We start from the raw sequence: 13,241 nt of genomic DNA on the forward strand, positions 1-13,241 counted from the left end.
GGATTCCCTTTGGGTTGTGGGTCAAGCGTTGACCCGTATCGAGAAACCGACGGACGTTTTACGCACCCCGCCGATCATGGCTATTGATTGAGCGTTTTACGATTAAAACGCCGTTTTGATCTATCGCCGTCGTCCCGTTCCCGTGTAACGGAAGTTTTTGTTTCTAGCACGACGGAACGACAATGAAATATATTGACAGCGGAAGTCAGCAACCCGGTAGTTACCTCGTCGATTTCCTAGACGAAAATTTGCTTGCCGATTCGCGGGGCGTCTGGTTTCAATTCGGATTCTTTTCAACGGGTGCCCTTTCGCCGTATGAAAGCGAACTAGCAAAACTTCGATCGTCCGACGCCAAGATATGTGCAGTGGTTGGATCAAACGGACGGTCGCTAGGCGAGCAAGATCTTGCCTACCTACTCGGCCAGGTCGAGCCGTGCGGTACTCGGCAGCTTCGGGTTGTGGCGTTCAACAACGCTCAGTTTCACGCCAAGACGATCGTAATTCAACGCGAGGACGATTCGTTCGCTGCCTATGTCGGATCGTCAAATTTCACCCAAGGCGGAGTCGGTCGAAATTCGGAAGCGGGCATAATTCTTGACACGGTGGAAAATGACCCTAAAGCCGTCATCGATGACATAGTTAGCTCGACCCAATACTGGGTGGAGGAGGATACGAAGTACAGTGTCGCCATCGAATCTAGCGACGACATAGCCGCTCTAATTGAACGAAAGGTGATTGCAAGAAATAGCGAGCGAAGCAAAGAGCAAGAGCGAAGCGAAGAGCGAAGCGAAAACGCAGAAGGGCTCTCGGGGCGTCGACAAAAGCGCTCAAAAAACGCCGCGTCGCAAAAGGGCAATCGAAGTACACGACGCCCAGTTGAGTCACCTCCAGTAATTAGCGGGAAAGTCGTTCATACTTGGTATAAGCAGATGCGATCATCGGACGCCCAGCGTGTCGGCGCAAACACGAACCCAACGGGAAAGCTTCGGCTAGCCCAGGCTGGACATGCTATCAATGCTTCGACTTACTTTCGCCAAACACTCTTTGGCGACGCAGAATGGAGCAAGCTAACCAGAAGAGGCAAGACCTACGAAATTGCTAGAATTCCGTTTCAAGTAAGCTTTCGCGGAGAAGAATTGGGACGCCTTGAGTTGATGGTGGATCACGCCCCGCACCGGATCGCATCACAAGCGAACATCCCAACGGTTCTGGCTTGGGGGCCGGTGTTAGGTAATCGACTTAGAAATAACGACTGCGTCGGGGACTGGGTGGTCATTCAGCAAACGGATAGCGGCGAACACCTTCTAGAGATTACTCAAAGCGAACCGATGCTATGAACTAGCGTTCCACCGTCGATCCCGCAGCAGCCTACGCGCAGACTCCATATCAGGCATTAGCTCTTTTAGTTCCGAATAATTTGAAGCTAGCAGTTTGTCAGTAGCGCTAATTAGCAGGTCTTCTGTATCCCGCTGGCCGCCAGCGGAACGACACACTTTGTCAAGTGCGGAAAACTCATGTTTCAGTTGAACAACCGGAATGAGAATCCGCTTTATTTCAGACGGAATCAGTTCCAGCACGCCGCCTCCATAGCTTCGGCCCTCTAGCTCTGTTGAAAGTATTGTCAGAGAGTTATGGAACCCTGCAATCAAGTCTTTTTCGCTGCGAGCGAAAATTGGTTTGATACTGCCTCGGTACACCGTATCGGTCGTCATCGCTTTTGTGGAATTCAGCAGCAAACGATGGAACTGATGCGCTCGCTTCGTTAGCATTAACTTGCCAGCGCGAACATCATGCAGACGATACCAAGGGTTTCTAATTCGACACTTGTATCGTTCGTGAATTTTCTCGGATTCCGCAGCCTCAATATATTCGCGGCTTTTCGCAAAACTCATGGGGTCCGGTTTGTTCGCTGCGAAGTTCAGTAAGTACGCTCGCTGCCCAGCGTCTACCGCACGACGATGATCCTTTGCTAGAAACGCCAGTCCTTCACAGTCGGCGGTTCTTGCAAGTAGCGGAATGGCCCACGCTTCTAACTCAAAATTTTCTACAGTGTCGCCAGTCACCGTGAAAAACTTGTTCGCTCCAGTCACGTTTGAAACGCTAATGTCAGCGACTGTTCCAAGTGTCGCTATACCCGGCAACTCGCTTGCAGCGTTGTAACTTGTCAACAGCGCTGGCGACAAAAGGTACTTCGTCCAGTTGTTTTTCGAGTCGCTAACAAAATGATTCCAGCTCCCTGAATCTCGCGTCCCACGATCGGAAAACTCGACTTCGCAACCTGATTTAATTCTGCGTGTTTTCTTTCCTGCAAGAACAATAATCCCTTGAAGGATGTTTTCAAACGTCCCCGGTGGATAAAAATCGACACTGAGAGAATCGCAATGACGAATTAGCTCAGACCGCACCAAGCCCGCTGATTTGATCGTCAACAGTTCACTTGGAAGGACGAAGCAAAAGCTTCCATCCGGTTTGAGAAGATTAAGACTGCCAACAACGAAAGGAATCCAAAGATTTGAAACCCCATCGAATGAAAGGCCAGCGCTCGCCAATAATTCGTCGGCGGCAACCCGGTCAGACGGTTTTACGAACTGATAGCGAACGAAAGGTGGGTTGCCAACGATACAGTCGAACAGACATTCGGATGAATTCGCCCAGTCAAAAAAACTGCAATTATGAATACTCCCCGAAGCGTTGATGTCGCTAAGTGCGGTTTTCGCTTTCGCCGCTTCCCCTTCATTCAATTCGATGCCGGTTACTCGGACGTTCTCAAAATCGCTTCGATCAATCGCCCTTCCGACTGCCCGAACAAACGCACCATCGCCAGCGGAGGGTTCGAGCAAGTCTATTTTCGATCGGTCACCGAGAAGCCGTCGCACTCGCTTCAAACAATCGTCGGCCAAATTGTCCGGCGTATAGAAACCGCCTCTAAGCTTGTCGGCTGATAGCTCGTGCGCAAATTTCATTTGGCGTTTCTCATCGCAATTCAGGGGCGGTCGACCGTAACCTAAGGCACCCATTTGAGTTGGCCGTTGAAGCGGCTAATTGGCTCCATCCGCGATTGACGCAGTCATCATCAAAAGCTTTCGGGTAGCCGCTCCCAGCTTCTCTCAGCTTAGGCAAAGAACGCTGAAATGGGTAGCCGCCAAAAGCTTTGGGGTTCGTGGTGTTACCGACGACCTAACAGGCTTGGCGTTACCGGTCACTTTCGCAACTAGAACCAGCCGCTAGCCGCCGCTTCGATGATTGCCGCGTCGGTGAAAGCTACGTCCAGGGCGGGGAAGTCGTCGGCCCGTTTCCAGTTCACGCCGTCGATGCTTACCGGGGTCGACGGTTCGATAAAACCCGACCGGGCCGCGTCAATTAGCTCATCGGCGGTCGCGGTCAAAATTCTGTCTTTCAATCGGACGTAGTGCATACCGCTAGCATAGCTCAGAAAAGCCGGGGAGCGACCGAAGCCGTGCAACGCGGCCCGACACCGGGGGCAATGATTTCTAGCGAGCCTTGCGGGGACAAAGAAAGGACAACGCCCGCTTAATTCCGTGAACCGTAACATCGTCGCGGTAACGGTAAGTGAGCGTGAAGTAAGCACCGCCACGGCGGGCAATCGGGATTCCGTTTTGGGTGTCGACGTTGACACCGGGGCAGCACTCTAGGCCGTAGCGGTCGAGTAGTCCGTAGAATCGTTTAGCTAGTTGTTTCATTGTTGGTCGGTCTGTTTTCGGGTCGAAAATTTGCACCGGTTTTGCACCGGTTCCCGCAAAGGGGCTAAAGCGTAAAGCACCGGAAAACCGCGTTCAAACGGCGCGAAGGTTGCCGGTGCAAATTTGAGTGATTAGGATGGTTTGAGCTTGGAAAAAGCGGAGATTAAGCGTTCCCCACGGGTCGACTGTCGATCCGGAGGTTGCGGGTTCGAGTCCCGTCCGCGTCGCTTCTCCAAACCTCCGAAAACATTGTGTTTTCTGGGGTTTTTTCGTGTTTTGATCGAATCTCTGGCACTCGTCGCAAAGCTCCCAAATTGCCAGCTTGTGACACGTTTTGACATGCTTTGTCAAATTCTGGTGCAACAGTTGGTGCAACAGTTCGCGGTGATGGTTGCACCGAACCAGTCCGGTGGTCGTGGGTTCCCGTCGCCCTCAGCGTTGCGGTTGTCGCCTCGGTCGGGATCAGCGTTGGCAACGCGTCGACTGCGCCCGATACGTCCAGCAAGCGTGGGTCCGTGTAGACGTTCATCGTCAAGTCGATGCGACTGTGACGCATCGCTGCTTGGGCCGTCCGTGGCGTAACACCGGCGCACGACATCAATGTTCCGAATGTGGTCCGCAGCGCGTGGACATCGAGACTACGGCCTCGGTTGTCGATTTTCGGGATTCCTGCCGTCTCCAAGTCCAAGTCGAGAATCTTCACGAGTCCGTCAGCGACGTAGAACACCGATCGATTCGCATCGGTTCCCTTGGTCGCTGGCAACTTCAACACGTCACCGCTTTGGTCTCGACATTCTTCATCGGCAATCCATGAACGCAGGTCGTCAGCCAAGTCGGCCCGCAGCGGGATCATACTGCCGTCGCGGTTCTTTTCATCCTTGGCGGCCAAGTCGATCGCAGGCGGGCCGTCGTCAAGTATCAATTGTGCTTGAGTGATCGACCGTAACTCGTTGCAACGAAGTCCCGTCAGCACCATCGTTTTGTACACGAGCATCCGTTCGCGTCCGCGACGCTCCAGGGTGGCGATGAAGGTCGGGTTCTTCTGCAATCGCTCTCGAGCACGATCGCAACACTCTTCGAGTGTCTCCAACGTCAGCGGCGCGTAGGTCCAGTGCGCTCGTTTGCCTTCCGTCTTCTCGGTGGCAACGGTTTGGCGTCCGTAGTCCGCCAAAGGTCGGTCACGCGCGACACGTAGCAGCCGCCCAAGCTCGGCTTCCGTCATCGCGCGACGTGTCTTTCGTCGATCAGACTTTTCGTCCGCTTTGGCAACACGAGCCAAAGGATTCGACGCCAACCGCTCGACTTCGATGCACCAATTGAGCAAACCCCGAATCGCTTGCAGATAACTATTCCGCGTCCGCGCAGCCATGTTCTCCTTCTGCCGATCCACGAGCCATCGTTCCAGCGGTTCGCGGCGAACATCTTGCAGCAACACAAAACCGCACTCGTCCACTAGCCGGTTGATTTTGTTTTTGGTGCCAGTGGTGTAGTCCGCGGTCCGTCCTGCCGATTGCAACGACATCACGTAGTCCGCCAAGTGATCCGTCAGCAGCGTGGAGCGGTGATCGGCAATCGCCGCCTCTTCCCGCGTGATGACGTTGCCCCGAATCAGCTCTTCGCGTCGAACCAGGTCCGCCAGCACCGACCGCGCCGCCTGTTCATCACGGCACCCCGTCGGGACTTCGCACACGAGACCACGAGCGTCTCGATACTTCGCTAGAAAGGTTCCCGTTTTGACTTCGATTCGTTCGGAACCATCCTTGCCGATCGTCACCTTTGCTGTGCGTGACTTCCCCTTCACGCGATAGCGAACAAACGCAACGCCTTTTTTGGTGAAGCGTTCCGCATCGGCAGGCATCGCCCGAGTGACTTTCTTTTGAAAGACCGTCGCCATTATTCCAACTCCCAACAGTTGACCCATGCGAAAGAAACGTCACGGCAGGCTGGCATGGGAACCAGCTCTTCGGGCTGCAGACCCTAGCCGTGGCGATTGTCAAGTTACCGCATGACGTGAATGCACGCCAAGCGGATTGTGGTTTTCTCGTTCACGCACTGCGACTATGAAATTCTCTTGATGACCGCTCTGGGGATCGCTGGTCGCGACGATGATGACCTGTCACGAATGGCACCGGGCGGATTGCGGCGGTCCTCTGAGCACCTAATCAGCCTTGGTCGAGCGTTGTTTTGACCGAATCCGGCTAACGGTCGGCAGATTTCGCCATCAACTCCGGACTTCGCGAATTTGCAGTAGTCACGGACAAACTCTTGCTTGATCCACTTTTCATCGTCCGTGTTGCAACGATGACAGAATCGCTCCCAACTGCCGGACATGCAGCGAAGAACGGCGTTGATTAACGGGTCTTCAAAGTCGATGTGTTTGACGTACCCCATGGGGATCGTCTTCTGCACGTCGCTCCACGCATCGAGCGCCCGCGCGTCAGCGGCGGGGAAACCAGCCAGCTCCCGCAGCTCCACCACGAGCGGCAAGTGGTCTAGCTCCGTCACAGCTCGACCGACTGCCACGCCCAATTGCTCGGGAGTGAACCCGGAAAGGCCAAGCCGATAACAGCGGACCATGATCGGCGTTGCTTCACGCGAGAAGTAGTCGAACAACATCTCAATTGCTTGCTCAATCTTCACTGAACACCTCCGCGATGGCACGTCGAGTGTTATCGGTGCGAATTTCAGCAAACGTGCTCGGTCGTGATCCTCTCGACTTCGGCTCTTTCTCATTGCGTTTCTCCCAAGTGACGACGGCGGCTTTCCAATCGACGATCGGATTGCCTCCCGATTTCCAACCGCGTGATTCATACCATGCGTGGAACGTCTCTGGGTCAACGCTACTGCCGCGCACGCGACAATGCTCCTGAACTTCGATCAGTGTCGGACGTGACGCTGCGCGAGATTTCCGTGGCTTGGGCGGCGGCTTCGATGGCACACAAACAGATTCCGCGCACGCGGTCCCTGTTCCTTTCCCTGTTCCGCTTCCCTTCCCTGTTCCTTTCCTTTCCAGTGGTGAGTCCTCAGTGAGTCCTCCATGAGTGCTCACTGATTCCTCAGTGAGTCCTCCATGAGTGTTCACGGAACACTCATCAACTGCGTCAAACGCATCGCGGAGTTTTGAATCGCACGGGCGGTTGATTCGCTGATGGTCGCTGAACTTGCAAACCTTGCCGATTCGCTTCCCATTCAGATCTTCGCGAACTTCGATGTAGCCGATCGCTGCCAGCGCGGCGAGTGAGTCCGTCACTTTGCTGGTCTCGTGATCGAACGGGAAACATGCGGCGCGAACCAACGCGACGTTGGCTTGAAAGTAGCCTTCGTCATCGCAATGGTTCAGCAGTGCGATTGCTAACAGTCGGGAGTGTTCAGCGAGCGCCGCGAGTTCTTGGTTTTGCCAAAACTCGGGCTTGATGGTTCGGATACGCGCCATGGTCACGCCTCCTCGTCGTCGGAGTCAGCCAACAGCACCGACACGATGACGGCAGCGGGCTTGCCATACGCAGTCAAGCGGGTCCGCTTGGTTTCCCGTACCCGCCCCATCGTCAACAGAGCCAGCACGGGACCGCAGACCGACGTGTAAGGCACTCCGCAAAGCTGATGCAGTTCAAACCGCGTCGCCCCCGCAGCTCCCTGTCCGGCCACTTCAAGCTCGATACGGTCGCGAAGTGACGGTCCCTTGGCGTTCGACGCTGCGCAAGCGATCGCTCGTGTGGCGTGGGAGTGCTTGCCGTGGTCGAGCAAATCCAGTTGCTTTGGTCGCGATTGCTCGCGACTCTCGTTTGACCTATCCTGACGAATGCAACTTACGTCGTGGGTCGTGTGGTGATTCGTCATCGCACGGCCCCCGTTCGTTTTGGCGTCGGCCGGAAGCGTGGATTGCCTGCCGCGTCCCATTCGTCGAGAGTCTCGATCGACCAGCGGACCATTCCGCCAATCCGAATCGGCGGCGGCATCAACCCCGAGTCGGCAAGCCGGTATACCGATCGTGACGAACACGAGTACCGCAAACCAACTTGCGGCGCGGTCAGATACCGCGTCAATGATTGTGTGAGTGGCTCACTCATCGTTGCTGGCCTCCCCATCTTTGTGGATGGCATTGGGCTGGCAACGCGATCGTTCCAACTTCAACAGCAAACGGTGCAACGAGCGGAGAACCCGGTTCTCTTCAGCGTTGCGGTAGATTCGGTGGGATACGTCGGCAGACGATGGCAGTGGAAGGTCACCGACCTGAGGCGACTGTTTCATAACTCGGCTCCTATGCGAGAGGATGCACAACCATCCCGCGTTGGTCCTGAGCCGTAAACGCAAAGCCGTCAGACTTTGGGTTTGGGTTTACGCTTTGGGTTTACCACTTTCTTCGCTTCCGACTTCCTTCGATTGTTCGGATTACCTTTCTTGCTCTCTGGGTACGTTTTTCCGGGCAAGTTGCTGTAGCGAACCAATCGCTCTCGCAACCGCACTTCCGTCGTGATCGCCGGCCAACCTTTCGCGGGTCCGATCAATGCGAGTTCGGCGATTAACTCGGGCCATGTTTTTCTTGGCTTCGTGTTGTAAATCCACTCGTCCAAATCCAAGTCTTGCCAACTGTCGTACTGTGGCGGCAAGTCACCAACTCGCCCGCTTCGCGCCTCGTCGTGTTCCGTCTCCGGCGAATCGCCCAGCAGTTGCTTCAAACAGTTCGCTTCCCTCACAAACGAATCGAACGGAAAGTCCTGTCTAGCTTGTGCCCTGTTGAACAGTCCGTAACCGTGCGTCAACGCCGTCCAGAGTTCGGGCGGAGTTTGGTCCGCAGCTTGTTTTAGTTGTGACCATGGATAGCAGAGCGAACAAGGCGAGTCGTCGGAGTAATCGACATGATGAAAGTCCTCTCTCGGGTCACGTTCTCGGATGTACGGAAAGAGTCCCTTTAAGCAAGTGCTCCATGATTGCCGCCACGTTTCGATGTAGTCGTTTAGCCAAGCCAACGCGAAGTGGTGATAGTTTGCGTGGTGCGTCGGAGAAGCGATGCCGAATTGCGTCGATAACCTTGTGATCGACGGATGGAACTGAACGACGTTGCGGCTGATTTCTTCAACGACGCTTTCGATCCGCGACAGACCATCAGCATGATGGATGCAAAGCCATCGTAGAACGTCTGATTTCGTGGCGTCCTTTGGCACTCCATCGCTACCGGCCGCACGAAAACCAGCATCCCAGTAAATGTGGGAAGGGCTTAGCACCGACTCCTCCCAATACTGCGCTGATCGAATCGCGAACAGCAACGACTGAACGCTTTCGCTCAGTTCGAGACATGACACACTTTCAGCCATCAACGACGTTCCTTTGAGTCGAATAGGGCCGGATCATCCGGCGCGATGCAAGGAACAGCACCGCAGGCCGGGTGAACCGACGGCGGTAATGAACCGCCTGCCCGTCGAAAGTCGCGGATACCAGCCGCAACTGTTGAATGCCGGGTGGTAACTCCGACGCAGGTAGTTTGCCGAATCACAACCGCGACGCCAACCCGAACTTGGTAAGGTTTTGGGCGAGCGATTCGACGAGCGTTTCCGTGGAAACGCTCGGGTTAGAATGTGGTCGCAGTGCGAAAGAAAGTCTGTCTTTTACGGGGTTAGTTCCCGTAGGGGCCGAGAATCGAAACGCTCCAGGAAGGACCCGGAAAACCAATTGGCGATGAAATTCAAGCGATTGACCCCCGATCGTCGCCCAACGTGTCATGCCTGTGGCGTCGCGATGGTCGCGCGGTCGACGCAAGGGGCGGTCACGTACTGCTACTGCCCGCAGTGCGGTCGAGGTCGCAAGGTCGCCCGCGAACCCATAGGTGTTCCCCCAGCACGGCCGCCGTCACCCAGCGATCAGCCATCAATCTAACGGGCCTCGTCCGGCATCGCGTCAATCTTCGCCTGTGCCTGCAACCCACGGGCGACGTTAAGCAGGGTTTCGAGCACTTCGGGCGCGAGTGTTTCGGCAATCTCATTCAGCTTCGCCAGAGGACCGAGCGTTGCCAATCGCGTCGTTTCGCGACACTGATTGTCAAAAGTTGGTGCAACAGTTGGTGCAACAGTTGTTTTGGCGTCATCGCTCAAAGTCGTTTCGCTCGGCAATTCATGGGGTAAAACGTCATCGGCTCGGGTGGGTGCCGAGCGACTGTCGATCCGGAGGTTGCGGGTTCGAGTCCCGTCCGCGTCGCTTTGAAAGCTCGTACAGAAATGTGCGAGCTTTTTTTGTGCATTGATTCTCCCACTGATGAAAGGGTGAACATGTTGGAGCTGGGGGCAGCCGCGGTGAGCGTTTGGTAGTTGGAACGATCCGAAGTGGCCGTAGCATGGGCCGTAGCATGGGCCGTAGCATGGGCCGTAGCATGGGCCGTAGCATGGGCCCCTGGCCCGTGGTCATATTTTTCCGAAAATCCCAACCACGGGCCGGGGGCCCATGCTACGCTTATCCACTTATGAACAGGCTCTACATTTTTGCGATGGCTTGGACCAACCGGGGTGACGAAGGGGTTGGAGGTCTTTCTCGCGTGATAAAACACAGCGACCTTTCACCACGGGCCGGGGGCCCATGCTACTAGCATGACGCTTAATCTGGATGCTCCTCCTGGCTTTCGCGGGCTTGATCCAGACAAGCCGTTAAAAATGTACACACGCAACCTTCCTCATTGGCGTCAGGATGGTGCGACTTACTTTGTTACGTTTAACTTGGCCGACGCACTCCCCGGGCCGAAGAAGGAGGAATTGAAATCGATGCGTCGAGAATGGGAGCATCGAAATCCTCCGCCTCGGGACGAGGCCACTTGGACCCAGTATGCAAAGTCAGTTTTTGTGAAGGTAGAGAAATGGATGGATGCGGGTTACGGGCAATGCTGGTTTCGCCGCGCGTGTTATGCCAAAGAATTGTGGCGATCGATCCTGCACTACCACACGCAACGGTATCAAGTTGGTTGCTTTACAATCATGGGCAACCATTGTCATTTGGTCATGCGTCCGTTCGCTCAGATCGAGCTTGAACAAGAGGTTGGATCCATCAAAAGTGTTACCGCTCGATTCATTGGCAAGCGTGAACAACGCAAAGGTCCGTTATGGCAACAGGAAGCGTACGACCGCATCATTAGAGACGACGAGCATTTGTACCGAGTCGTGCAGTACATCGGCGCAAACCCAGGTCGCGCCGGCATTCCACCAAACGAATGGCACCGTTGGATCAACCCAGAATGGAAAGCAGCAGGCTGGGATTTTAACGATCAATAGCTGTCGTAGCATGGCCCGTAGCATGGCCCCCCGGGCCGTGGGAAAAGCGGGCCGTGGGGAAAAAGAAGTGCTGGCCATGGGCCGTGGGGGAAGCAAGCGAAGTGCTGGCCACGGGCCGGGGGCCCATGCTACGTCAAGTGCTGGCCACGGGCCGGGGGCCCATGCTACTTCGTTGTTGTGTGAGTTGGAAATGGGGTGCCACTGGCCAACCGAGCCAACAGATCGTTAAGTTCTGCCCCAAGCGATAAACTGCCGCAAAGCACTTGGTCCAAGCATCCGCGAAAAATACTGAAGCCATGATTCAAATCGGCAGAACCTATGATCTGCAAGTTGTTAAACAAACTGAGTTCGGTGTCTTTCTGGATGCCGAAGATTTGGGTGAGATCCTGCTTCCATCAAAGCATGCGCCGGATGACTTAGCGATTGATGACGTCGTCGAGGTCTTTCTGTATTTGGACTCGGAAGACCGCCTGATTGCGACGACGCAAACACCGAAGGCTCAGGTGGGCGAGTTTGCGTATTTGGAAGTGAAAGACAACACGCCAGTCGGTTCGTTTTTGGATTGGGGATTGGACAAAGACGTATTGGTCCCGTTCGCAGAACAACATCGCCCCATGAACGTCGGTGATTCCTACATCGTGTTTCTGTATGTCGATAACCAAGGCCGGATCGCAGCGACGTCAAAGATCGACAAGATGATGATGGAAGACGACGAACACGATTTCCGGCCTCAGCAGCCCGTCGATTTGATCATTGGAAACACGACGGAGCTGGGTTTCAAGGCAATCGTTAATCACACTCATTGGGGTTTGTTGTACAAAGACGAAGTCGATCAGCGGCTCAGTTTTGGACAAAGCATTGGCGGCTACATCAAACATGTTCGCGCCGACGGAAAGATTGATCTTAGCCTGAAGAGCAGTTCAGAAATCCGCGACAGCTACAGCCAAGTGATTCAAGAGTATTTGCAGAACCATGATGGGTTCGCGCCCGTTCACGACAAGTCCGCACCGGCTGAAATTTCCGATCTACTTGGGATGAGCAAAGGACAATTCAAGAAAGCAATCGGTGCGCTCTACAAGCAGCGAGTCATCACGATCGAAAAAGATGGAATTCGTTTGACGTGATAAGCCACTCGCTATCGAGGCCTACTGAACCTCGACGCCCTTCCAGAATGCAACGTGATCTTTGATCTGCATCACGGGTTCCTTGGGTGCGGGATAGCACCAATCCGCACTTTTGCTTTATTCCTCATCGGTAGCTCCACAACGGAACAGCTTCAATGCTTCGCTACATTTACTTCGGATAACGAGGCGTCGTTGGGGTGTCAGTTCGTTTCGCGATCAGCATCATTTCGCCGATGGGAAGCGGAATCACCTTGGACCGCAACTGGCTTGGCAACGCTTTGCCCAGAGCGTTTAGTGTGCGGTAAATCATTGGGTTGTACTCTGCAAATTGGACCAACGAATAGTCGAAATTCAGCGGCTTGTAGGTTCGGGATGCCGCGGTGACTTCAAATCCTTCCTTCCGCAGCAAACGACCAAGGTTCTTTCGGTTGAAGAAGTGCAAGTGCTCTTCCGGGACGTAAAAATACCATCGACTTCCCATCAAACGACGAGCGATCGAATCTAAATCGGGTAACGTCAATACGACGTGTCCTCCATCACGAATTCGACTTCGTAAGCCACGAATGAACTCGACCGGTTCTAGAACATGTTCCAGAACGTCAAACGCGGTTAGGGTATCGAACGACGTCTGGTCCGAGAGCGATTCAAGTGTCCCGCACTGGACATTTAGTCCACGTTGGACAGCCAGATCGACGGCAACTTGTGACAATTCCACTCCCGAACCATTCACACCATTCTCGTTAGCGATCTTTACGAACGTTCCGTCCGCACAGCCAACGTCAAGCCAGTCACCACGGATTGGAATGTGACGACGTATTTCAAACAAGCGGCGCTGAGCCGTCATCTGCTTCATCGTTTGAGCGGCGGCAAATTCAGTGTACATTCCCTCGGTATAGCTTGCGTCGTAGTATTCTTTCAACTCGCCGGGCGTCGGAAGCGGGTGCTGTAACTCCATCGCACAGGACTTACATTGCCAAAACTCTCGTCCCTTTTTGTTGAACCGATGTTTGAACTCGGTTAAACCACAAACGGGACAGGCTAAGTCGGTGTTTTCAATTAACTGCATCATGTTTAGCCTTTGAATGAAATGACCGACGTAGGCGTAAAGATATCAGATCTGAACAACCAAGCAACGAGCCTAAGTAACGCGCAGGACAGACAAGCCA

14 protein-coding genes and 1 pseudogene are annotated in these 13,241 nt (G+C 54.4%); 3 read left to right on the plus strand and 12 right to left on the minus strand.

The annotated features are described in order from the left end of the window. The first annotated feature begins 182 nt into the window (after nt 1-182). Nucleotides 183-1,337, plus strand: coding sequence for a phospholipase D family protein (locus tag RC85_RS05550; protein ID WP_068259606.1), 1,155 nt, complete (start codon nt 183-185; stop codon nt 1,335-1,337). Here the strand turns inward: RC85_RS05550 and RC85_RS05555 are convergent. From RC85_RS05555 to RC85_RS05595, 10 genes are all read right to left on the minus strand, one after another. Then, the gene (locus RC85_RS05555; RefSeq protein WP_084422369.1) at nt 1,332-3,017 is read right to left on the minus strand and encodes an Eco57I restriction-modification methylase domain-containing protein; all 1,686 of its coding nucleotides are present in this window, start codon (nt 3,015-3,017) and stop codon (nt 1,332-1,334) included. The genes RC85_RS05550 and RC85_RS05555 overlap by 6 nt on opposite strands. Before the next feature lie 194 nt (nt 3,018-3,211). After that, the gene (locus tag RC85_RS05560) at nt 3,212-3,415 is read right to left on the minus strand and encodes a hypothetical protein (RefSeq protein WP_157593885.1); all 204 of its coding nucleotides are present in this window, start codon (nt 3,413-3,415) and stop codon (nt 3,212-3,214) included. A 76-nt stretch (nt 3,416-3,491) separates the two neighbouring features. Further along, on the minus strand, nt 3,492-3,701 hold the full coding sequence (locus RC85_RS26635) for a hypothetical protein (RefSeq protein WP_149753019.1): 210 nt from the start codon (nt 3,699-3,701) through the stop codon (nt 3,492-3,494). Between the two features lie 163 nt (nt 3,702-3,864). Next, nucleotides 3,865-5,595, minus strand: a complete 1,731-nt coding sequence (locus RC85_RS05565) for a tyrosine-type recombinase/integrase (RefSeq protein WP_068259612.1) — start codon at nt 5,593-5,595, stop codon at nt 3,865-3,867. A gap of 164 nt (nt 5,596-5,759) precedes the next feature. After that, complete coding sequence (locus tag RC85_RS05570; RefSeq protein ID WP_068259614.1) at nt 5,760-6,341, minus strand: hypothetical protein; 582 nt, start codon at nt 6,339-6,341, stop codon at nt 5,760-5,762. Continuing rightward, nucleotides 6,331-7,134: a hypothetical protein gene (locus RC85_RS05575; protein WP_068259617.1), complete on the minus strand. Its 804-nt coding sequence runs from the start codon at nt 7,132-7,134 to the stop codon at nt 6,331-6,333. Before RC85_RS05575 ends, RC85_RS05570 begins: the two co-directional genes overlap by 11 nt. A 2-nt stretch (nt 7,135-7,136) precedes the next feature. Next, nucleotides 7,137-7,538, minus strand: coding sequence for a hypothetical protein (locus tag RC85_RS05580; RefSeq protein ID WP_238383094.1), 402 nt, complete (start codon nt 7,536-7,538; stop codon nt 7,137-7,139). Next, the gene (locus RC85_RS28380) at nt 7,535-7,768 is read right to left on the minus strand and encodes a helix-turn-helix transcriptional regulator (protein WP_238383095.1); all 234 of its coding nucleotides are present in this window, start codon (nt 7,766-7,768) and stop codon (nt 7,535-7,537) included. Before RC85_RS28380 ends, RC85_RS05580 begins: the two co-directional genes overlap by 4 nt. Before the next feature lie 249 nt (nt 7,769-8,017). Further along, nucleotides 8,018-9,013, minus strand: coding sequence for a hypothetical protein (locus tag RC85_RS05590; protein ID WP_068259628.1), 996 nt, complete (start codon nt 9,011-9,013; stop codon nt 8,018-8,020). 555 nt (nt 9,014-9,568) lie between these two features. Continuing rightward, nucleotides 9,569-9,787 (minus strand): hypothetical protein, encoded by a 219-nt coding sequence (locus tag RC85_RS05595; protein WP_068259630.1) that lies wholly within the window; start codon nt 9,785-9,787, stop codon nt 9,569-9,571. Between the two features lie 489 nt (nt 9,788-10,276). Between RC85_RS05595 and RC85_RS05600 the strand changes: the two genes are divergently transcribed. Together RC85_RS05600 and RC85_RS05605 are read left to right on the plus strand one after the other, a co-directional pair. Continuing rightward, entirely contained in the window at nt 10,277-10,951 is a 675-nt protein-coding gene (locus RC85_RS05600; RefSeq protein WP_068259635.1) for a transposase, read from the plus strand. Nucleotides 10,952-11,247: 296 nt separating this feature from the next. Continuing rightward, entirely contained in the window at nt 11,248-12,075 is an 828-nt protein-coding gene (locus RC85_RS05605) for a CvfB family protein (RefSeq protein WP_068259736.1), read from the plus strand. Between the two features lie 21 nt (nt 12,076-12,096). On the opposite strand, the pseudogene RC85_RS28980 reads toward RC85_RS05605, so the two are convergent. Both RC85_RS28980 and RC85_RS05610 read right to left on the minus strand, forming a co-directional pair. Next, a pseudogene (locus RC85_RS28980) lies at nt 12,097-12,177 on the minus strand (DUF427 domain-containing protein); the annotation flags it as partial. Nucleotides 12,178-12,244: 67 nt separating this feature from the next. Further along, nucleotides 12,245-13,141, minus strand: a complete 897-nt coding sequence (locus RC85_RS05610) for a class I SAM-dependent methyltransferase (protein WP_162273170.1) — start codon at nt 13,139-13,141, stop codon at nt 12,245-12,247. Nucleotides 13,142-13,241 lie beyond the last annotated feature (100 nt).

It is taken from the genome of Rubripirellula obstinata (assembly GCF_001642955.1).
In the GTDB taxonomy this organism is placed as follows: Bacteria; Planctomycetota; Planctomycetia; order Pirellulales; family Pirellulaceae; genus Rubripirellula; species Rubripirellula obstinata.